The organism is Pseudaquabacterium terrae, from assembly GCF_013266755.1.
Taxonomy (GTDB): Bacteria; Pseudomonadota; Gammaproteobacteria; order Burkholderiales; family Burkholderiaceae_C; genus Pseudaquabacterium; species Pseudaquabacterium terrae.
This window is the reverse complement of sequence record NZ_JABRWJ010000001.1, coordinates 533,268-553,486: the sequence shown is the minus strand read 5'-3', so window position 1 is coordinate 553,486 and position 20,219 is coordinate 533,268. Positions and strand designations below refer to the sequence as shown.

Annotated in this window: 14 protein-coding genes; 6 read left to right on the top strand and 8 right to left on the bottom strand. The window is 72.9% G+C overall.

The features are described 5' to 3' along the window. Window positions 1-8: 8 nt before the first annotated feature. The 4 genes from HLB44_RS02525 to HLB44_RS02510 form a co-directional block, all read right to left on the bottom strand. On the bottom strand, window positions 9-986 hold the full coding sequence (locus tag HLB44_RS02525) for an NAD(P)-dependent oxidoreductase (RefSeq protein WP_173120272.1): 978 nt from the start codon (window positions 984-986) through the stop codon (window positions 9-11). Window positions 987-1,047: 61 nt separating this feature from the next. Then, window positions 1,048-1,443 (bottom strand): VOC family protein, encoded by a 396-nt coding sequence (locus HLB44_RS02520; RefSeq protein ID WP_173120270.1) that lies wholly within the window; start codon window positions 1,441-1,443, stop codon window positions 1,048-1,050. A 12-nt stretch (window positions 1,444-1,455) separates the two neighbouring features. Further along, complete coding sequence (locus HLB44_RS02515) at window positions 1,456-2,448, bottom strand: hydroxymethylglutaryl-CoA lyase (protein WP_173120268.1); 993 nt, start codon at window positions 2,446-2,448, stop codon at window positions 1,456-1,458. Between the two features lies 1 nt (window position 2,449). Further along, window positions 2,450-3,613 carry a CaiB/BaiF CoA transferase family protein gene (locus HLB44_RS02510; RefSeq protein WP_173120266.1) on the bottom strand — a complete coding sequence of 388 codons (1,164 nt, stop codon included), beginning with the start codon at window positions 3,611-3,613 and terminating at the stop codon, window positions 2,450-2,452. A gap of 114 nt (window positions 3,614-3,727) precedes the next feature. On the opposite strand from HLB44_RS02510, the gene HLB44_RS02505 reads away from it, so the two are divergent. After that, window positions 3,728-4,663, top strand: coding sequence for a LysR family transcriptional regulator (locus HLB44_RS02505; RefSeq protein WP_173120264.1), 936 nt, complete (start codon window positions 3,728-3,730; stop codon window positions 4,661-4,663). A gap of 18 nt (window positions 4,664-4,681) precedes the next feature. Here the strand turns inward: HLB44_RS02505 and HLB44_RS02500 are convergent, their stop codons facing one another. Further along, entirely contained in the window at window positions 4,682-5,818 is a 1,137-nt protein-coding gene (locus tag HLB44_RS02500; protein ID WP_173120262.1) for a DUF1615 domain-containing protein, read from the bottom strand. 48 nt (window positions 5,819-5,866) lie between these two features. Between HLB44_RS02500 and HLB44_RS02495 the strand changes: the two genes are divergently transcribed. Beyond that, entirely contained in the window at window positions 5,867-6,568 is a 702-nt protein-coding gene (locus HLB44_RS02495; RefSeq protein WP_173120260.1) for a glutathione S-transferase N-terminal domain-containing protein, read from the top strand. A gap of 21 nt (window positions 6,569-6,589) precedes the next feature. On the opposite strand, the gene HLB44_RS37735 is transcribed toward HLB44_RS02495, so the two are convergent. The 3 genes from HLB44_RS37735 to HLB44_RS02480 are packed head-to-tail and all read right to left on the bottom strand — an operon-like array spanning window position 6,590 to window position 11,617. Then, on the bottom strand, window positions 6,590-9,535 hold the full coding sequence (locus HLB44_RS37735) for a beta strand repeat-containing protein (protein WP_173120258.1): 2,946 nt from the start codon (window positions 9,533-9,535) through the stop codon (window positions 6,590-6,592). A 1-nt stretch (window position 9,536) separates the two neighbouring features. After that, window positions 9,537-10,721, bottom strand: coding sequence for a vanadium-dependent haloperoxidase (locus HLB44_RS02485; RefSeq protein ID WP_173120256.1), 1,185 nt, complete (start codon window positions 10,719-10,721; stop codon window positions 9,537-9,539). A gap of 41 nt (window positions 10,722-10,762) precedes the next feature. Beyond that, window positions 10,763-11,617 carry a class I SAM-dependent methyltransferase gene (locus HLB44_RS02480; protein ID WP_173120253.1) on the bottom strand — a complete coding sequence of 285 codons (855 nt, stop codon included), beginning with the start codon at window positions 11,615-11,617 and terminating at the stop codon, window positions 10,763-10,765. Window positions 11,618-11,722: 105 nt separating this feature from the next. Here HLB44_RS02480 and HLB44_RS02475 point away from each other — a divergent pair, with 105 nt between their 5' ends. The 4 genes from HLB44_RS02475 (at window position 11,723) to HLB44_RS02460 (ending at window position 20,046) form a co-directional block, all read left to right on the top strand. Next, complete coding sequence (locus HLB44_RS02475) at window positions 11,723-14,731, top strand: ATP-binding protein (protein ID WP_173120251.1); 3,009 nt, start codon at window positions 11,723-11,725, stop codon at window positions 14,729-14,731. A gap of 115 nt (window positions 14,732-14,846) precedes the next feature. Next, a complete protein-coding gene (locus tag HLB44_RS02470) occupies window positions 14,847-15,431 on the top strand; it encodes a DUF2760 domain-containing protein (protein ID WP_173120249.1) in 585 nt (194 codons plus the stop codon). After that, complete coding sequence (locus tag HLB44_RS02465) at window positions 15,428-17,287, top strand: Hsp70 family protein (RefSeq protein ID WP_173120247.1); 1,860 nt, start codon at window positions 15,428-15,430, stop codon at window positions 17,285-17,287. Before HLB44_RS02470 ends, HLB44_RS02465 begins: the two co-directional genes overlap by 4 nt. Window positions 17,288-17,289: 2 nt before the next feature. Continuing rightward, on the top strand, window positions 17,290-20,046 hold the full coding sequence (locus HLB44_RS02460) for an Hsp70 family protein (protein ID WP_173120245.1): 2,757 nt from the start codon (window positions 17,290-17,292) through the stop codon (window positions 20,044-20,046). Window positions 20,047-20,219: the final 173 nt, after the last annotated feature.

Below are 20,219 nucleotides of genomic sequence, written 5' to 3'. Positions count from 1 at the left end.
GTCTGTGATCAATGGGCCGTGGTCTGCGCCGTCTCGCCTGTCGCGATCACGCGACGCAGATGCGCTTCGACGATCTCGACGAGCCGCGCAGCGAGCCGGCGCTGCGCGCCTTCGCTGGCCCACGCGACGTGCGGCGTCAGCAGCAGGTTCGCGATGTCGCGCGCGAGCAAGGGATGCGACGGCGGCGGCGGCTCGACCTCCAGCACGTCGATCGCGGCCCCGGCGATGCGCCCGTCGCGCAGGGCCTGCGCCAGCGCGTGCGGGTCCACGAGTGCGCCGCGACCGGTGTTGATCAGCACGGCTGTCGGCTTCATCGCCGACAGGCGCTCGGCGCCGATCAGCCCGCGCGTCTGCGGCGTCAGCGGCACGTGCAGCGTCAAGGCATCGACCTCGCGCACCAGCGCGTCGAGCTCGCGCTCGTCCTCGGCGCACGGCTGCCCGGGCGTGCGGGCGAACAGCACCGTCAGCCCCAGGCCGCGAGCAAGCCGCGCCGCGGCTTCGCCGATGCGGCCACGGCCGACGACGCCGAGCACGCTGCCGCCGACATCGCGAATCATCGGGCCATGCCAGCAGAACTGCGCGGCACTCGACCAGCGCCCGTCGACCGCCGCCTGGGCGTAGGTAGCGAGTCCGCGGCGCAGCGCCAGCAGCGTGGCGATGACATGCTCGGCCACCGCGTCGCTGCCGTAGTCGGGCACGTTGTGGACCCCGATGCCCTGCTGCGCGGCGGCCTGCAGATCGACGTTGTCGGTGCCGGCAGCGGCGATGCAGATCAGCTGCAGCTTCGGCGCGCCCCGCAGGGCATCGGCCGAAAGCGGCACCTTGTTGGTCACGATCACGTCCGCGTCGGCGATGCGTTGCGCGACACGGTCGTCGGAAGTGGCCGCGTGCGCCTCGACGTCGATCGGCAGCGCGGCACCGAACCGCAGCCCCTGCGGCAAGGTGGCCGCATCGAGGAACACGAGCTTGAAGCGTGCGCCATTCACTGGGTAACCTCCGTGCTTCGCACTGCGGTGCGAGCCCCCTTCGGAACGGCCGGGCGGGGGCTCATGGCGCGAGCTCCGAGATCTCGATCAGGTTCAGGTCCGGATCGCGCACGTAGACCGATCGGATCCGGCCCGTCGCGCCGGTGCGCAGCACCGGTCCTTCGACCATCGCCACCTGCGCCGCTTCGAGCCGCGCGATCACGCGGTCCAGCGGCAGCGCGGCGATGAAGCACAGGTCCAGCGCGCCCGGCACCGGCGTGTGCGCCTTCGGCTCGAACTCCTGCCCCTTCAGGTGCAGGTTGATCTTCTGCTGGCCGAACTTGAAGGCCCGGCGCTCGACCGGCGGCGTGCCGCCGACGAAGGACTCGAGCTGCATGCCGAGCACCTGCGTGTATAAGTGGATGCAGGCGCTCTCGTGCGCGGTGGTCAGGACCAGGTGGTCCAGGTGATCGATCATGGTTCGCTCCCCTCAGCGTCGAACGGGTCCTGCGGCCGCTGCCACGCGCGCCAGCGCGCGCTCGCGGATCGCTTCGAAGTCCGGCGGCGGCGCATGGCGCTTCAACCGCGCGCCGGCGCGTGACACCTGCGCCGGCAGCGCATGCCCGACCAGCCGCTCCAATTGGCCGGCAGCAGCGATCAGGCCGTCGAGCGCCATGCCGGTGCAGTAGCCCAAACACTCGAGCATGTGCACGACGTCCTCGGTGGCGACGTTGCCGGAGGCGCCCGGCGCATACGGGCAGCCACCGATGCCGCCGAGCGACATGTCGAGCTGCACGATGCCGGCCTCGACCGCCGCGATCGTATTGACCAGGCCCATCGCGCGCGTGTCGTGGAAGTGCGCGGTGAGCTGCAGCCCCGGATGGCGCTGCAGGGCCGCCGCGCACAGCGCCTGCACCTGCGTCGGATAGGCCATGCCGGTGGTGTCGCACAAGGTGATGCCCTGCGCGCCGGCATCGGCAAAACGCGCGATCCAGCCCAGCACGCCCTCGATCGGCACCTCGCCTTCCATTGGGCAGCCGAACACGCAGGACAGAGAGACGTTCGACGGCACGCCCGCCCGTCCGGCCAGCGCGATCACCTCGCGCAGCTGCCGGAACGACTGCTCGCGCGTCATGCGCAGGTTCGCGAGGTTGTGGGTCTCGCTGGCCGACATCACGAGGTTGAACTCGTCGGTGCGGCACTCCAGCGCACGTTCGCCGCCGCGCACATTGGGCACCAGCGCCGTGTACACGACGCCCGGCGCGCGCCGGATCCGCTGCATCACCGCTTCGGCATCGCGCAGCGCGGGAATCGCCTGCGCCGAGGTGAACGAGGTGACCTCGATCTTGGCGTAGCCCAGCGTGCTCAGCGCGTCGACGAGCGCGACCTTGTCATCGGTCTCGACGAAGCGCGGCTCCATCTGCAAGCCGTCGCGCGTCGCGACTTCGTTGATGCCGATGCGTCGTCCATCACCTGTTCGCATCTCAGCACTCCTTGCGCTGCGGCCAGCCGCGTGTCGCGAGAACCTCGCCGGTGTGTTCGCCCAGGCGCGGCGCCGCGCGGGTGATCGCCCCGGGCGTCGCGCTCAACTTCGGCACGATGCCGGGCACCTTCAGCATGCTGCCGTCGGCGGTGCGGTGCTCGATCACCATCTCGCGCGCCCGGTACTGCGGGTCGTCGACGATGTCCTTGACCGAATAGACGCGCCCGGCCGGCACGCTGGCCTGCTCCAGCGCCTGCAGCACCGCGTCGAGCGGGCGCTGCAGCGTCCAGGCCTCGATGGCCCGGTCGAGCTCGTCGACCCGCGCGACGCGCCCGTCGTTCTGCGCCAGCGCCGCATCGTTCTCCAGGTCCGGGCGGCCGATCACGGCCATCAGGCGCTTGAAGATGCTGTCGCCGTTGCCGGCGATCAGCGCGTAGCCGCCGTCGGCGCAGCGGTAGGCATTGGTCGGCGCGATGCCGGGCAGCGCGCTGCCGGCGCGCTCGCGCACGGCGCCGAAGGCGTCGTACTCCGGCACCAGGCTCTCCATCACGTTGAACACGCTCTCGTACAGCGCGACGTCGATCATCTGGCCGCTGCCGCCGCGCGCGTCGCGGTGGTACAGCGCGGTCAGGATGCCGATCACGCCGTGCAGCGCGGCCAGCGAATCGCCGATCGAGATGCCGACGCGCACGGGCACGCGCCCCGGCTCGCCGCTCAAGTGCCGCAAGCCGCCCATCGCCTCGCCCAGCACGCCGAAGCCCGGCTTGTGGCGGTACGGGCCGGTCTGGCCGTAGCCCGAGATGCGCAACATCACGAGCCGCGGATTCAGCGCCTGCAGCGCGTCCCAGCCCAGGCCCCAGCCTTCGAGCGTGCCGGGCTTGAAGTTCTCGATCAGCACGTCGGCCTCGCGCGCCAGCGCGCGCACGATCGCTTGGCCCTCGGCGCTGCGCAGGTCGAGCTCGACCGAGCGCTTGTTGCGCGACTGCACTTCCCACCAGACCGAGGTGCCCTCGCGCAGCATGCGCCACTTGCGCAGCGGATCGCCGGTGCCCACCGGCTCGACCTTGATCACGTCGGCGCCGAACTCGGCCAGCGTCTTGCCGGCGAACGGGCCGGCGATCAACTGGCCCAGCTCGATGACCTTGACCCCCTTCAGTGCTTGCATCTGCATCCCGATCGAACGTTGAGTGGGGTCACTGTAGGAGCCGGGCGGCGGCGGCGGAATTGCTCTGTCGGCAGGGCCCCTTCGCGTTTTGCGAAGGGGCTAGGATCCCCCGCCATGAATGAGCCGATCAATCCGGCGCGCGTGGACTTCGTGACGCTCCGCCTGTTCTGCGCCGTGGCCCGCACGGGCAGCATCACCAAGGGCGCGTCAGCCTGCCACCTGGCGCTGTCCGCGGCCAGCCGAAGACTTGCCGATCTCGAAGCGGCCTCCGGCGCGCTGCTGCTGGAGCGCTCGGCGCAAGGCGTGGCGCTCACGCCGGCCGGCCACGTCGCGCTGCAGCACGCGCTGCGGCTGTTCCACGGCTTCGAGCAGTTCAGCCGCGAGCTGCAGGACTACTCGCGCGGGGTCAAGGGCCACGTGCGGCTGTGGGCCAACATGTCGGCGCTGACCGAGTTCCTGCCGCAGGCGCTTGCCAGCTTCCTTGCCGTGCACCCGGACATCCGCATCGAGGTCGAGGAACAGTTGAGCGGCGACATCGCCCGCGCGCTGGTCGAAGGCCTCGCCGACATCGGCGTGTTCGCCGAGAACACCCCCACCGGCGGGCTCGACGTCACGCCGTTCCAGACCGACGAGCTGGTCGTCCTCTGCGCGAAGAAACATCCGCTCGCCCGGCGCCGGCGCGCCGCGTTCGGCGACTGCCTGGCCCACGACTTCGTCGGGCTGAACCGCGGCAGCTCGCTGCTCGAGCTGACCTCGCGTGCCGCCGAGCAGGCCGGCCTGCCGATGCATCTGCGCGTGCAGGTGCGCAGCTTCGACGCGATGTGCCACATGATTGCGGCCGGGCTCGGCGTCGGCGTCGTGCCGCTGGCGGCCTGCCGGGCGCAGATCGGCGCGCTGGGGTTGAAGGTCGTGCACCTCGACGATGCGTGGGCCCGGCGGCGCCTGCTGCTGGCGTCGAGCGCCGGCGCCCGGCTGGCCCCCGCGGCCGGGCTGCTGTTGGCGCATCTGCGCGCGCTCTCCGGGTCGGGCGCGAACGCCGATGTCAGATGACGATGGGCGGCAAGCCCCTCACGCCGGATCGGCCGCCATGCGCGCCAGGCAGCGCTGCTGGCGTTCGTCGACGCGGCGCGCGAACCACTCGGTCGTCAGCGGCCGCGTGATCTTCGGGCTCTTCAGCGCGATGCGCGGGATCACCGCACGCGGCAGGCGGCGCCCCGCGGCCGTGTCGGCGAGCTGGAACACACCGCGGTAGAAGGCAGTGCGCTCGAGCTCCTTCGCATCACCCTGCTCGAGCGCACGGCGGATCGCGCCCTCGCTCAGGTCCAGGCGGCGGCCGAGCGTGCGCGCGGCCAGCTCGGTGCTGCCGGGCTTCGACGCCTCGCGGTCGTGCGCGATCAGGTCGCCGTCCGGGTCCAGCGGAATGCCCGACGCGGTGCTGATCGCGTTCTGCAGCGCGGCGTTGCGGCTCGCGTAGTGGCCGGCATTGAAGTCGGCATAACGAAAGATCAGCGCGTCATAGTCGGCCTCGTAGTCGAGCAGGTGCGCGATGCCGAAATACAGCCCGCCGCGGCGCGTGAACACCTCGTCGCGCAGGCCGTCCTCGGCCGGGTACGGGTAGGGCCTGCGCTGCGCATGCGCTTCGGCCCAGGCGATGCTCACTTGCATCGGCCCGCCGGTGCGCACCGGGTTGTAGCGGCCGAAGAGGCGCTGGCCCATCGGCAGCCGCTCGATCAGGTCGTCGAAGATCTTGCTCAGCTCGCCTTCGGTCGTCGCCGCGTCGATGCGCTCGGCATAACTGCGCCCGTCGGGTGATGCGAGCTTCAGCGCGGTGCGCACCACCAGGCTCGGCAGGCCCAGGCGCTCCGCCTTGGCATCGATCTCGCGCCACGCGATGGCGGCGAGCCCCGGCACGCGCGGGTTCACCTGGTAGCTCGATTCCTGCTCGATCACCGCCAGCGCCGCGCAGAGGTGGGCGCGCGTGACCGGCAGCTCCAGCGAGGCGAACGCGGCATAGGTGTCGGTGGCCCAGCCGCGCCGCTCGCTCACGCGCTCGGGTATCGCGCGGGTGATCAGCGCGCGCGCCTCGTCGGGCCGCAGCGTCGGCGCGGCGGGTTTCGGCGGTTCGCTGGCGCAGGCGGCCAGCAGTGCGGCGGCCAGCGCCAACAGGCTGGCGCCGAGCCGCCGCCGGGTCGAGGCTTCGTGCATGCCCCCGATCATGCGCCGGCTTCATCTCGGCCCCGACAATCACCGGCCATGACCGACCTCTCCCGCTTCGCCATCACGCGCAAATGGCCTGCCGCCCATCCTGAGCGGCTGCAGCTGTACTCGCTGCCCACCCCCAACGGCGTCAAGGTCTCGATCCTGCTCGAGGAGCTGGGCCTGCCCTACGAGCCGCATCGCGTGGCCTTCGACCGCAACGACCAGCTGTCGCCGGAGTTCCTGTCGCTGAGCCCGAACAACAAGATCCCGGCGATCATCGATCCGCAGGGGCCCGGCGGGCAGCCGCTGGCGCTGTTCGAGTCCGGCGCGATCCTGTGGTACCTGGCCGAGAAGACCGGCCGCTTCATTCCGGCCGACGCCGCGCGGCGCTACGAGACGCTGCAATGGCTGATGTGGCAGATGGGCGGCGTCGGGCCGATGTTCGGCCAGGTCGGCTTCTTCCACAAGTTCGCCGGCAAGGACTACGAGGACAAGCGCCCGCGCCAGCGCTACGTCGACGAATCGGCGCGGCTGCTGCGCGTGCTCGATCAGCGCCTCGAGGGCCACGACTGGATCATGGGCGCGGACTACACGGTGGCCGACATCGCCGTGCTGCCGTGGGTGCGCAACCTGATCGGCTTCTACGGCGCCCGCGAGCTGGTCGGCTTCGACCAGTTCAAGCAGGTGGCGCGAGTGCTCGATGCGTTCCTGCAGCGGCCCGCCGTGCAGCGCGGGTTGACGATCCCCGGCGGGTGACGACGCGCTGCCTGGGCTTCATCAAGTGCCCGCCTCGGTGATGCCGACCAGCGTGATCACCGGCCCGCCGGGCGGCACGGCGCTGGTGTCGACAATGTCGTTGCCGCCCATGCCGAACAGCTGCAGCTCGTCGCCCGTGTCGAAGCCGCGGATCAGGACCTGCGCGCCGAGACCGTCGATGACGAGTGCGCCGCCCTGCATCCACAGCTGGAAGTGATCATCGCCGGTGCTGCCGAGCAGCTTCACCAGATCGAACGCGCCGTCGCCAGCGCCGCCGGGCATGGCGCCGAGGTCGATGTCAATGCGCGTGGTTCCGGTCCCGGCCAGGCTGTTCAGCGTCACCGTGTCGCTGCCGCCGCGCAGCAGCAGCAGCAGGTTCTCGAAGCCGCTCAGATTGCTCGTTACCGAACCGATGTCGCGCGTCAGCCGCACGTGGCCGCCGTCGGCCGTCAGCAAGAGCTGTTCGCCGGCGTTCGACGCATTGAACAGCAGCGTGTCGATGCCGCCCTGCCCGTCGACGCTGTCATTGCCGTCGCCCGGACTCCACGCAAAGCGGTCGTTGCCGTTGCCGAGCTGCACCGCGTCGGCGCCGCGCCCGCCGCTGACCGTGTCGTGGCCCTCGCCGCCGGCGATGCGGTCGTTGCCGTCGCCGCCGGTGAGGGTGTCGTTGCCCAGGCCGCCGTCGATGTCCAGCGTGGTCAGCCCGCTCAAGCCGTTGAGCGCGCTGATGGCGTCGTCGCCCGCGCCGCCGCTGAGGGCGATCGACTCGATGCTGCCGGCATCGATGCCGAAGGGCAGCGTCGCGGTCGACCCGCTGATGAAGATCCGCCCACCGTTCGGCGTCACCTGCAGCGTGTCGGCCGCGTTGCCGCCGACGAGCTCGAGCCGGTCGTCGCCGTTGCCGCCGTCGAGCACGTCGTTGCCGCCGCCGGTGTTGCCGACGAAGCGGTCGTCACCCTCGCCGCCGGCAAGCCGGTCGTCGCCTGCGCCCGCGCGCAGCGTGTCGTTGCCGGCACCGGCGTCGAAGCTCATCGGCGTGCTGCCGGCCGCAAGCCTGAGCATGTCGATCGTGTCGGCGCCGCCGCCCAGCAGCAGCACGCGGTCGATCGCCTCGAAGTGGCTGATCGCCAGCACCGCGTCCAGTCCGTCGACGACCAGCGCGCCGTTCTGCAATGACGGTCGAACCAGGTTGTCGGCCAGCCGGCCCTGAACCTCGATCGAATCCACCGCGCCGTCGCCGGTGCCGCTGAACAGGCCGAGGTCGACATTGACCTGGCGCAGCGCCGTTCCGCTCAGCCGCTGCAGCGTGATCGTGTCGGCGCCGCCGAGCGCCTGCAGGTTCACCGTCTCGATGCCCTGCAGGTCCATCGTCACCGTGGCGATGTCGCGCGTCAGCAGCACGCGGCTGCCATCGGCGGAGAGCGCGAGCTTCTCGCCGGCATTGGACGCATTGAACTGCAGCGTGTCGGCGCCGCCCTGGCCGTCGATCGAGTCGCTGCCGTCGCCCGGGTTCCACACCGCACGGTCGTTGCCGTAGCCGAGCAGCAGCGTGTCGGCGCCGCGGCCGCCGGTGACGCTGTCGGTGCCGTCGCCGCCGGCGATCCGGTCGGCACCGTCGCCACCGGTCAGCGTGTCGTTGCCGGCGCCCCCATCGATGTCGAGCGCGATCAGCGTGCCCAGGCCGTTGAAGCCGATCACTGTGTCGTCACCCGCGCCGGTGTTGATGTCCAGCAGCTCGACGCTGCCGACGTCGAGCACGAAGTCGCCCACGGCGGGGCCGCTGACCACGACGCGGCCGCTGCTGCCGGGGCTGACGATCAGGCTGTCGGCGGTGGCGCCGCCGTTGAGCTCGAGCACGTCGCTGTCGTCGCCGCCTTCGATCACGTCGTTGCCGTCGCCGGCGCGCCAGACGAAGCGGTCGTCGCCGGCATTGCCGTGCAGCTGGTCGGCACCACTGCCGCCGGTCAGCCGGTCGCGGTCAGCGCCGCCGAACATCAGGTCGGCGTTCGCACTGCCGATCAGCGTGTCGTCGCCGGCGCCGCCGTCGATCGGCAGCAGCGGGCCGCCGGCCGCCAACGCGCTGGCGTCGATGCTGTCGTTGCCGCCGAGGCCCAGCAGGTGGACCTGGTCGGCCGCATCGAAGTGCACGATCACGGTCTGCGCGGCCAGCCCGGCGATCACCAGCGCGCCGTCCTGCAGCGATGGCCGGATCACTTCCCTGGCCTCGCCGCCGGCGACATGCACGACGTCGACGCTGCCGTCGGCGATGCCGGCGAGGCCGAGGTCGACGTGAACCCGCTTCGCGTGCGTTCCCGCGAGGCTGTTCACCGTCACCGTGTCGCTGCCGCCGCGCAGCAGCAGGTGCAGGTTCTCGAGGCCGCTCAGATCGCTGGTTACCGATCCGATGTCGCGCGTCAGCCGCACGTGGCTGCCGTCGGCCGTCAGCACGAGCTGCTCGCCGGCGTTCGACGCGTTGAACAGCAGCGTGTCGATGCCGCCCTGCCCGTCGACCGTGTCGTTGCCGTCGCCCGGGTTCCAGACCCAGTGGTCGTCGCCGCTGCCGAGCAGCCCGGTGTCGGCGCCGCGCCCGCCGCTGACGGTGTCGTGGCCGTCACCGCCGGCGAGGGCGTCGGCGCCATCGGCGCCGGTCAGCGTGTCGTTGCCGGCGCCGCCGTCGATGTCCAGCGCGATCAGTGTTGCCAGGCCGTTGATGCCGACCACCGTGTCGTCGCCGGCCCCGGCGTTGATGTCCAGCCGCTCGACCGCGCCGATGTCGAGCACGAAGTCGCCCGCCGCGTGGCCGCTCAACAGCACGCGTGCGCCGTTGGGGCTGACGATCACGGTGTCGGCCGCGGCGCTGCCGTTGAGCTCGAGCACATCGGCGCCGGCACCGCCCTCGACGGTGCGCGAGCCATCGCCGGCGTTCCAGACCAGGCGGGACTCCGGGAGCGAGAGAACCCGGCGCATGTCAGTGCTCCGCCTGTTCCTGCTGCACCACCCGCTCGCCGATGCGCGCACCCATCACCGCGCCGGCGTCGACGGCCGAGCGGAAGTGGATGCCGGCCAGGACCCGCGCATCGGACACCTCGCGCACGAAGGCATCGACCGAGCTCCAGTGCCGCGTGGCGCCCTTGGCCGACGGGCTGCTCGTCGACAGCCGCGGCATCGCCTGCGTGCCGAGATCGGCCTTCAACACCGCGCCGACCGCGCCGGCCAGGATCGAGTGGCCGCTCGGGTACTCGGGGTGCATCGGCGCGTCCACCAGGGGGGCCCAGGACGCATCGCGCTGCGTGCCGTCATGGCCGTCGAGATCGGCGTTGCGGATCGCCGTCACCGGCCGCCAATGGTTGTAGTGGTACTTCGCGTCGAAGACGCTGATCATCGCGTCGTCCATCGCCTGCGCTGCCAGCGCGAAGAGGCGGGCGTTGCGCACCAGGTCGCGCCCGCTGCTCAGCGCCACCGAGCGCAGCACGCCGTGGTAGATCGACGGCAGCGAGTACTCCCAGAAGCGCGCGACCTCCGTCTGTTCGGCGCTGCGCGGCGCGGTCTTCGCGCCGAGCGACTTGACCTCGTTGAAGTCGCGCAGCCAGCCTTCGCTGGTCAGGGCCGGCGGCGGGCCGGGCCGGAACTGCGCGCCGCTGGCCATCGCCCACGGCTTGCGCTGCGACCACTGCGGCACGGCCACCGCGGCGGTCGGCACGTAGACGCCGGCGCTCGTGTGCGGGCGATAGGCCTCGGGCGTCGTCGCACCATCGTCCAGCCGCTGCGCCAGCACTTCGGCGGCCGCGCGCTGGCCGAGCTCGATGCCCGTGGTCTTGGCCGGCCCGTCGGCCAGCGGCGCCAGCGCGGCGTGGTAGGCGGCATCGATCGCCGCCTGCTGCGCCGGCAGCAGCCGCGTCAGCACCGCGCGATGGGCCGCGGCGATCGCGGCTTCGGCCGAAGCAGCTTGCGCGGCGCGCGCCGCGCGGTACGCCGCGGTCTGCACGATGGCCGTCAGCCGCACCGCCGGCGGCGTGCCGATGCGGGCCTCGGTGACCAGGTCGGCGGTCTTCAGGTTCCAGTCGGTCACGGCGTCGGCGCGCGCGCCGAGCGCCGCGCCGGCCGCGAGTGCGGCGATCGTCAGTCGAGTCAGTCGAAGAAGGGAGGTGTGCATGGTTGTCGTTCCTGTGAGGCAGCGTGAGCGGTGCGGGCGGATCAGCGCAGCCCCGTCGGCGACGTGATCACCACTTCGAGGTACTCGGCCGGCACGACCAGCGAATGCGGCCCGCCCACGTTCAGCTCGCCGAGCAGCCGGGTGATGTCCTCTTCCAGCGCCTGCTGGCCGCTCGGATCGAGCGCCGCAAAGGCCTTGTGCGTCGGACCGTAGAAGTCGCGGAACACCTGGACCCAGTGCGCCGCCGAGCGGTAGCGGAAGTTGAAGAGGCGCCGCGTGCAGCGCAGCGCGCCCGGCGGCAGGCCGAACAGCTCGGCCAGGTGCGGCTCGGCGCCCCACAACGCCGGCGACTTCAGCCCCGCTGGCGGCGGCACGTGCTTGCCGATGACCTTGAACAGCCGGCCGATGAAGCCCTCGGGCGTCCAGTTGGCCAGCCCGATGCGCCCCCCCGGCCGCAGCACGCGCAGCATCTCGCGCGCGGCACGGGCCTGGTCGGGCGCGAACATCACGCCGAAGGTCGACAGCACGACGTCGAAGCCGTGGTCGGGGAACGGCAGCGCCTCGGCATCGGCGGGCTGGAACACCACCGGCAGTGCTTCGGCGCGTGCGCGCTCGCGGCCCTTGTCGAGCAAGGCCGGCACGTAGTCGGTCGAGGTCACGCGGGCAAAACGGCGCGCCGCCGCCAGCGTCGCGTTGCCATTGCCGGCCGCGACGTCGAGCACGCTCTCGCCGGCGCGCAGGTCGACCGCCTCGGCGAGCATCTCGCCGACGATCTGCAAGGTGGTGCCGATGACGGCGAAGTCCCCGCTGGCCCAGGTGGCCTGCTGGCGCTGCTTGATCGCGGCGAGGTCGGGCGCGGGCGTGCTGGTGGGGGACGGAATCGACAGGTGGCTCATGGTGAAGGCTCGTCAGAGGTGGAAGAGCCGCGACTGTGCGAAGGCCGGCGTTCCGCGAGCGTTCCGCGGGCCGGCCGGGCGCTGCGGCGCGATACTTGCGCGCCGATGGGCACCCCCGTCCAACTCGTCCTGCTCGGCTCGCCGCTGCTGCAGCAAGCCGGGGTCTCGCACGCGTTGCCGTTCGAGCGCAGCAGCCAGCTCGTGGCGCTGCTGGCGCTGCGCCGCACGTGGGTGCCGCGCGCCGAGCTGGCCGCGCTGTTGTGGCCGGAGCAGGACGGCAAGCTGGCCCACACCAACCTGCGCAAGGTGGTGTTCCGGCTGCATGCGCTGCCCTGGGGGAGCGCGCTGGAGGCGCAGGGCAGCGCGCTGCGCCTGGTCGCCGAGACCGACGTGCTGGCCTTCGAGGCCGCGCTGCGCGAGCAACGGCTGCCGGAAGCGCTCGCGCTCTACCGCGGCGAGCTGCTGGCCAGTTTCGACGCCGGCGGCAGCGAGGGCTGGATGCGCTGGCTCGGCTTCGAACGCGAGCGGCTGCGCATGGCCTGGCGCGGCGCCGCGCTGGCGAGCCTGGCCGCCGAGGGCGACGCCGCGCCGGCGATCGCGCTGTCGACGCGGCTGCTCGAGGCCGACCCGCTGGACGAAGCGGCGCTGCGCGCGCAGATGGCGTGGCTGGCGCGCGCCGGTCAGGCCGCCGCGGCGCGCCAGGCGTACCGCCGCTTCGTCGACCGGCTGGCCGACGAGCTCGGCCTCGCGCCCGGCGCCGAGCTGGCCGCGGTGCACGAGACGCTGCCCGTGCCCGGCCGCGTGGCCGCAGCCGCCGCGCCGGCGGCGGACGACGGCTTCATCGGCCGCTCGGTCGAGCTGCGTCGCATCGCCGCGCTGCTGGAGCGCGGCGAATGCCGCCTGCTGTGCCTGATCGGCCCCGGCGGCGTCGGCAAGACGCGGCTCGCGCGGCGGGTGCTGGACGAGCAGCTAACGCGTCATGAGCACGGCGCTGTCTTTGTTGCGCTGGAAGATGTCGAATCGGCCGCGCAGCTCGCCGGCCGCATCGCGCAGGCGCTCGGCCTCGCCCGCAGCCATGGCCGCGATCCGCTGGAGCCGGTGATCGCCGCACTGCGCGAACGCGATCTGCTGCTGGTGCTCGACAACTTCGAGCAGCTGGTCGAGCACGCGCCGGCACTCGACCGCCTGCTGCAGGCCTGCCCGCGGCTGAAGATCCTGGTCACCTCGCGCACGCGGCTGATGGTGGCCAGCGAATGGACGCTGCCGCTCGAAGGCCTGCCCTTTCCGGATCCGGAGGACAGCGACCGCGCCGACGCCTTCGACGCGGTGCGGCTGTTCGTCGGCGCGGCGCGGCGCGTGGCGCCGGCGCTCGACGCCAGCGCCGAAGCGCCCGCCATCGTCGAGATCTGCCGCCGCGTCGAAGGCCTGCCGCTGGCGCTGGAGCTCGCCGCCGCCTGGGCCCGCGTGCTGTCCTGCGCCGCCATCGCCGCCGAGCTGCGCGAGGGGCTGGAGCTGCTGCGCGCGGTGGATGCCGCGCATCCGGCGCGCCACGCCAGCATCGAGCAGGTGTTCGAGCAGTCGTGGCGCCGCCTGGCGCCGGTCGAGCGCGATGCGCTGGCGCGCCTGTCGGTGTTCCGTGGCGGCTTCGCGGCCGAGGCGGCCCGCGCGGTGGCCGGCGCCTCGCTGCCGGTGCTCGGCGCGCTGGCCGACAAGTCGCTGCTGCGCCGCGACGGCGAGCGCCTGCAGTTGCACCCGCTGGTGCAACAACTGGCCGCCGCGCGCCTGGCCGGCACTGCCGACGCCGAGCGCACGCGCGCCGCGCATGCCGCGTGGTTCCACCGCTGGCTGGCGCGGCTGGCGCCTGCTGTCGAGGATGGTGAGCGCAGTGCGCTGCAGGCCGTCGACCTCGAGTTCGAGAACTGCCGCGAGGCCTGGCTGTTCGCGATCGAGCAGCGCCAGGCCGACGCGCTGACCACGAGCGTGCCGATCCTGCTCAACCACTGCGACTACCGCGGCCGCTGCGAAGAAGGCTTGGGCCTGGTGCAAGCGGCCGTCGACTCACCGCTGGCGCAGGCCGACAGCCGGCTGCAGGCGCTGCTGCTGAGCAAGGCCTCGCACCTGGCCTACCGGCTCGACCGTTATGCCGAGGCGCAGGCGATGGCCACGCGTGCACTGGCGCTGGTTCGCCCAGCGCGCGAACGGCCGGTGCGCATCCAGGCGTACAACGTGCTGGCCTCGTGCAGCCTGCGCCTGGGCCGGCTGGCCGACGCTCGGCGCTTCTACAAGCAGGCGCTGGCGCTGGCCCCGCCGCACGCGCGCGCACACAACACCGCCGCCACGCTGGACAACCTGGCGCTGGTCGAGAAGCGCCTCGGCCACTACGACGAGGCGCTGCGGCTGTCGCACGAATCGCTGGCGCAGCACCGGCGCATCGGCGACAGCGCGGGGGTCGCGCTGTGCCTGAACAACCTCGGCGCGCTGTACCTCGTGCTGCAGGACGGCGCCGCTGCCGCGGCGCACCTGCGCGAAGGGCTGGCCATCTGCGAGCGCGACGGCCTGCCCGGCACGCTGGGCTTCCTCCTCGCCAACCTGACCGAGGTGGCGCTGCGGGCCCGCGACGACGCTGCCGCGCAAGGCCACGCGACCCGCGGCATCGAGGTCGTGACCACCACCGGCAACCGCGCGATCCACTGCTGGCTGCAACTGCTGATGGCCCGCGTGGCGGCGCGCCGCGGCGAAACGGCGGCGGCGCGCAGGCTGCTCACTGATGGCGTGCGGCTGGCGATCGAGCTCGGCGTGCCGACGCTGAACACGATCGCGCTGACGAGCTTCGCCGAGGTGCTCGAGGGCCAGGGCGACGACGGCGCGGCGCGCAGCGTGCTGGTCTTCGCCCGGGACGATCCGTCGACCGCCGCGGCGGACCGCGACCAGCTGCGTGGCGAACTGGCGCGGCGCGCCGCGGCGCCCGGTCCCGAGCCGCCATGGCCGGCGATCGGCCTGGCCGAGCTGCTGCAGCGCATCGTCGCCGAAGGGGCGGACGGCTACGCCGGCCTGCTGGCGGCGCTGCGACCGACCACCCTAGAATGCTGCACCGCAACACACACTGCGCGGTAAGCGGGGGCCGCGTCCCCCGAGCAGCCGGCCCCCACGCGCCGCTGCCCCGCGTTCAGCGCTTTCAACCCTGACGGCCTGCCGGCACCGATCCGACCCGCGGGCCAGGAGCATTCGAATGGCCGACCCGGCATCCTCCCCTCCCCAGCCGTCCTGGCTGGCCCGCCTGGGCCTCGCGTTCAGCGCCTTCAGCGCCGTGCTCGGCGACGCCGCCTTCGCCGCGCGCTTTGCCGCGCTGCGCAGCGGTGCCGCGACGGCTGCACCCACCTCGCCGCCCACCGCCCCCACACCGACGCCCCCACCCGCGCCGACGTTGAAGACGCTCGGCCCCGAGGCCGCGCTGCAACTGCTGGCGCTGCTGCAGCGCGAAGCGCGGCTGATCGACTTCACCCGTGAAAGCCTCACCGGCTACGACGACGCCCAGATCGGCGCCGCGGCGCGGCTGGTGCACGAAGGCTGCGCCAAGGTGCTGCGCGAGCACTTCGAGATCGTGCCGGTGCGCGACGAGGCCGAAGGCAGCCGCATCACGCTGCCGGCCGGCTTCGACGCCGCCGCCGTGCGGCTCACCGGCCAGGTGGTCGGCGCGGCGCCGTTCAAGGGCAGCCTGACCCACCGCGGCTGGCGCGCGGCCGAGGTGCGGCTGCCGAAGCTGGCCGACGGGCACGATGCGCGCGTGCTGGCGCCGGCGGAGGTCGAGCTGTGAGCGCGCGTTATGCGATCGGCATCGACCTCGGCACCACCCACACCGCGCTGGCCTTCGTCGAGCTCGGAGCGGACGACAGCGAGATCCGCGCGCACGGCGTGCTGCAGATCCCGCAGCTGAGCGCGCCGGGCACGATCGAGAACCTGCCGCTGCTGCCCTCGTTCCTGTACCTGCCGCATGCCGACGAGCTCGCGCCCGGCGAGCTGACGCTGCCGTGGACCGACCAGCAGCAGCACGTGGTCGGCGAGCTGGCCCGGCGGCGCGGCGCGACGACGCCGATCCGCTTGGTGTCCAGCGCGAAGAGCTGGCTGTGCCACCCCGGCGTCGATCGGCGCGCCGCGATCCTGCCGCCCGATGCACCGCCCGAGGTGGCGCGCATCTCGCCGCTGGAGGCGTCGACGCACTACCTGCAGCACCTGCGCGACGCCTGGGACGCGGCGCACCCGGACGCCGCGTTCGTCGACCAGGACGTGACCGTCACGATCCCGGCCTCGTTCGATCCGGCCGCCCGCGAGCTGACGCTGGAGGCCGCTCAGAATGCCGGTTATCCGGCATTGACGCTGCTCGAAGAACCGCAATCGGCGCTGTACAGCTGGATCCAGTCCGCGGGCGACGCGTGGCGCAAGCAGGTGCGGCCGGGCGACATCCTCCTGGTAGTCGATGTCGGCGGCGGCACCAGCGACTTCTCGCTGATCGCGGTGCTCGAGCGCGAGGGCAGCCTGGAGCTGCACCGCGTCGCCGTCGGCGAGCACATCCTGCTCGGCGGCGACAACATGGACCTGGCGCTGGCCCACGTCGTCGCGCGCAAGCTCGCTGCTGCGGGCACGGCGCTGGACGCCTGGCAGCTGCGCGCGCTGACGCACGCCTGCCGCGGCGCGAAGGAAAAGCTGCTGCTGCAGAGCAGCGACACCGCGGCCGAACCGATCGTCGTGCCCAGCCGCGGCTCGAAGCTGATCGGCGGCGCGATCCGCACCGAGCTGACGCGCGACGAGGTGGCCGCGGTGATCCTCGAAGGCTTCTTCCCGCCGGTCGCGGCCGATGCGCGGCCGCAGGCCCGCGTGCGTGCGGGCCTGGCGCAGCTGGGCCTGCCCTATGCGCAGGACGCCGCGGTGACGCGGCACCTGGCCGCGTTCCTCGGGCGTCAGCACGGTGCGGTCGACGAGCTCGAAGGCTTCGCCGGCCGCGCCGTCGCCGGCGCCAGCTTCATCCACCCGACCGCGCTGCTGTTCAACGGCGGCGTCTTCAAGTCGCCGCTGCTGGCCGAACGCACGCTGGCGACGCTGAATGCCTGGCTGGGGACGGAAGGCGGCGCGCCGGCGCGGCTGCTGGCGGGCGCCGACCTCGATCTCGCGGTCGCGCGCGGCGCCGCGTACTACGGCCAGGTGCGGCGCGGGCGCGGCGTGCGCATCCGCGGCGGCACGGCCTGTGCGTACTACATCGCGGTCGAGTCGGCGATGCCCGCGGTGCCGGGCCTGGAGCCGCCGGTGCAGGCGCTGTGCATCGCGCCCTTCGGCATGGAAGAAGGCACGGATGCACCCGTGCCGGCGCTCGAGCTCGGGCTGGTGGTCGGCGAGCCGGTGCGCTTCCGCTTCTTTGCCTCGTCGGTGCGGCGCAATGACGTCGTCGGCACGCTGCTCGACATCTGGACGCCCGACGAGCTGCAGGAGCTCGACGCGATCTCGGCCACGCTGCCGCCCGAGGGGCGCAGCCCGGGCGACATGGTGCCGGTGCGGCTGCACGCGCGGGTCACCGAAGCCGGCACGCTCGAGCTCGAAGCGCTGCCGCGCAGGGGCGACGAGCGCTGGAAGGTCGAGTTCGACGTGCGCGGCGAGCGGCGGGAGCACGAGACGGCTTGACCATGGCCGCTTACTTTGTCGGTATCGACCTCGGTACGACGCACACCGTCGTCGCCTACGCGCCGGTCGCCGACCGCGTCAGCGATCAGAGCATCCGCCTGTTCGCCATCGAACAGCTGATCGCGCCCGGCGAGGTCGCGCCGCAACCGCTGCTGCCCTCGCTGCGTTACCACCCGGCCGCGGGCGAGATCGCCGACGGCGCGCTGACGCTGCCGTGGGGGCCGAGCCCGGACGGCGCGGTGATCGGCGCGCTGGCGCGCCGGCTCGGCGCGCGCGTGCCGGGCCGCCTGGTGGCCAGCGCGAAGAGCTGGCTGTCGCACGCTGCCGTCGACCGGCTGGCGCCGATCCTGCCGTGGGGCGCGCCGGCCGAGGTGCCGAAGGTCTCGCCGGTGGCCGCCAGCGCCAGCGTGCTGGCCCATGTGCGCGCGGCCTGGAACCACGCCTTTGCGCAGGCGTCGCTCGAAGCGCAGCAGATCGTGCTGACCGTGCCGGCCTCGTTCGACGATGCCGCGCGCGAGCTGACGCTGCAGGCCGCGCGCGACGCCGGCCTGCCGTCGCTGCGCCTGCTGGAGGAGCCGCAGGCCGCCCTGCAGGACTGGCTGTTCCGCCACCGCGGCAGCGTCGCCGAGGCGCTGTCCGGCACGCGGCTGGTGCTCGTCTGCGATGTCGGCGGCGGCACCACCGACCTGAGCCTGGTGCGCGTGGACACGCTGGCCGGTGCGCCACGGCTCGAACGCGTCGCCGTCGGCCGGCATCTGATGCTCGGTGGCGACAACATGGACCTGGCGCTGGCGCACCTGGTCGAGGGCCGCCTTCCCGGCGCGTCGGACACGGCGCGGCGGCTCTCGGCCGGCGAGCTCCCGCAGCTGGTCGAACGCTGCCGCGCCGCCAAGGAACGCCTGCTCGCGGCCGACGCGCCCGACAGCGCCGCAGTGACGCTGCTCGGCGGCGGGTCGTCGCTGATCGGCGGCACCCGCTCGGTGGCCTTGAGCCGCGACGAGGTCGAGCGCCTCGTGATCGACGGCTTCTTCCCCGCCGGCGCGGCCGACGAGCTGCCGCGCCGCGAACGCAGCGGCGCCGGCCTGGTCGCGTTCGGCCTGCCTTACGCCAGCGATCCGGCGGTGACGCGCCACATCGCCGCCTTCCTGCACGCGCACGCCGACGCCGGCTGGCCGGACGCGCTGCTGCTCAACGGCGGCGTCTTCCATGCGGAGGCCCTCGCCGCGCGGCTGCGCGACATCCTCGCGGCCTGGCGCGGCGCGCCGCTGAAAGTCCTGCACAACGCCGACCCCGACATCGCCGTCGCGCGCGGCGCGGTCGCCCACGCGCTGGCGCGGCGCGGTCTGGTGCCGCGCATCGGCAGCGGGTCGGCGCGCAACTACTTCCTGCTGCTCGACGCCGCAGGCAGCGACGCGCAGCGCGGCGTCTGCGTGCTGCCGCGCGGCAGCGAGGAAGGCCATGACGTGCCGCTGCCCGATCGCAGCTTCGCGCTGAAGAGCGGCGAGCCGGTGCGCTTCGACCTGGTCGCGTCGACCAGCGGCAGCGTGCGCGCCGGTGAGCTCGTCGACCTGGCCGAGCAGCCGGTGCTGCCGCTGCCGCCGCTGGCCACCGTGGTGCGCGGCGCCGCGGCCGACGCGGGCCGGCGCGAGATCGCGGTGCGCCTGACGAGCCGGCTCAGCGAGCTCGGCACGCTCGACGTGCAGTGCATCGCGGTGAATGATCCGACGCAGCACTGGCAGCTGCAGTTCCAGCTTCGCGGCGATACGCCCGCCGCGGCGAATACCGGCCTGCCGCCGCGCTTCGGCGAGGCCGTCGCCGCGATCGAGCGCGTGTTCGGCGTGCGCAACCGCGCGGTCGACGCCAAGGCGGTCAAGCAGCTGCGTGGGCAGCTGGAGGCGCTGTTCGGACCGCGTGACCGCTGGAGCACCGCGCTGCTGCGCCCGCTGTACGACGAGCTGGCGCAGCGCGCCCGCAATCGCCGCCGCTCGGCCGACCACGAACGGCTGTGGCTGAGCCTCGCCGGCTGGTGCCTGCGCCCCGGCTTCGGCGATGCGCTGGACGGCTGGCGCATCGAGCAGCTGTGGCCGCTGTTCGAGCAGGGGGTGCAGCACGGCCGCGACACGCAGGTCTGCGCCGAGTGGTGGACGCTGTGGCGGCGGGTTGCCGGCGGGCTCGACGAGCCGGCGCAGCAACGGCTGCTGCAGGACGTGGCCTTCAACCTGCGCGGCCATGAGCTCGGCCCGGAGGCACGACAGCACCGTTCGCCGACCCTCGTGAAGGGCCCGCCGGACGACATGGCGCGGCTCGGCGCGGCGCTCGAGCGCATCGCGCCCGAGCACAAGGCCGAGCTGGGCGACTGGCTGGCGGCGCAGCTCGGGCGCCCGTCGCCGTCCGGCCTGGGACACGTTCTTTGGGCGATAGGCCGGCTCGGCGCGCGCGTGCCCTTCCACGGCAGCGCGCACCGCGTGGTGGCGGTCGAGACCGCGACGGCCTGGCTCGAGGCGCTGCTGGCGCTGGACTGGAAACTCACCGATGGCGCGGCCGCGGCCGCGGCGAACCTGGCGCGCCTGTCGGGCGACCGCGCGCGCGACCTGCCGCCCGAGTGGCGCGAGCAGGTGGCCGCGCGGCTCGAAGCGGTGCACGCCCCGCCGGCCTGGATACTCCGGGTGCGCGAGGTGATGCCGCTGGACGAAGCCGACGAACGCAGCCTGTTCGGGGAGTCGCTGCCGGTTGGCCTCAGGCTGCTCGGGACAGATTGAGTGGCATTCGAGCCACTGTTCACGTCGGTACGCCGGTGTGGGCATTCCGATACCGGCTACACTGCGCCCCGAGTAGCTATACACAAGACCGTCGTTTTGAGGTCGGTTCGTTCCCCTGTCCGGTTCCGTGACAGGCTCGGTCTGGATTTCCCCCTAAGGTGATTTCTTGCGTG

Excerpts from the sequence above, each read along its gene's own strand:
- HLB44_RS02510 (WP_173120266.1), bottom strand. The coding sequence starts at position 3,613 with ATGCAAGCACTGAAGGGGGTCAAGGTCATCGAGCTGGGCCAGTTGATC.
- HLB44_RS02495 (WP_173120260.1), top strand. The coding sequence starts at position 5,867 with ATGACCGACCTCTCCCGCTTCGCCATCACGCGCAAATGGCCTGCCGCC.
- HLB44_RS02480 (WP_173120253.1), bottom strand. The coding sequence starts at position 11,617 with ATGAGCCACCTGTCGATTCCGTCCCCCACCAGCACGCCCGCGCCCGAC.
- HLB44_RS02520 (WP_173120270.1), bottom strand. The coding sequence starts at position 1,443 with ATGATCGATCACCTGGACCACCTGGTCCTGACCACCGCGCACGAGAGC.
- HLB44_RS02485 (WP_173120256.1), bottom strand. The coding sequence starts at position 10,721 with ATGCACACCTCCCTTCTTCGACTGACTCGACTGACGATCGCCGCACTC.
- HLB44_RS02515 (WP_173120268.1), bottom strand. The coding sequence starts at position 2,448 with ATGCGAACAGGTGATGGACGACGCATCGGCATCAACGAAGTCGCGACG.
- HLB44_RS37735 (WP_173120258.1), bottom strand. The coding sequence starts at position 9,535 with ATGCGCCGGGTTCTCTCGCTCCCGGAGTCCCGCCTGGTCTGGAACGCC.
- HLB44_RS02475 (WP_173120251.1), top strand. The coding sequence starts at position 11,723 with ATGGGCACCCCCGTCCAACTCGTCCTGCTCGGCTCGCCGCTGCTGCAG.
- HLB44_RS02470 (WP_173120249.1), top strand. The coding sequence starts at position 14,847 with ATGGCCGACCCGGCATCCTCCCCTCCCCAGCCGTCCTGGCTGGCCCGC.
- HLB44_RS02505 (WP_173120264.1), top strand. The coding sequence starts at position 3,728 with ATGAATGAGCCGATCAATCCGGCGCGCGTGGACTTCGTGACGCTCCGC.
- HLB44_RS02460 (WP_173120245.1), top strand. The coding sequence starts at position 17,290 with ATGGCCGCTTACTTTGTCGGTATCGACCTCGGTACGACGCACACCGTC.
- HLB44_RS02500 (WP_173120262.1), bottom strand. The coding sequence starts at position 5,818 with ATGCACGAAGCCTCGACCCGGCGGCGGCTCGGCGCCAGCCTGTTGGCG.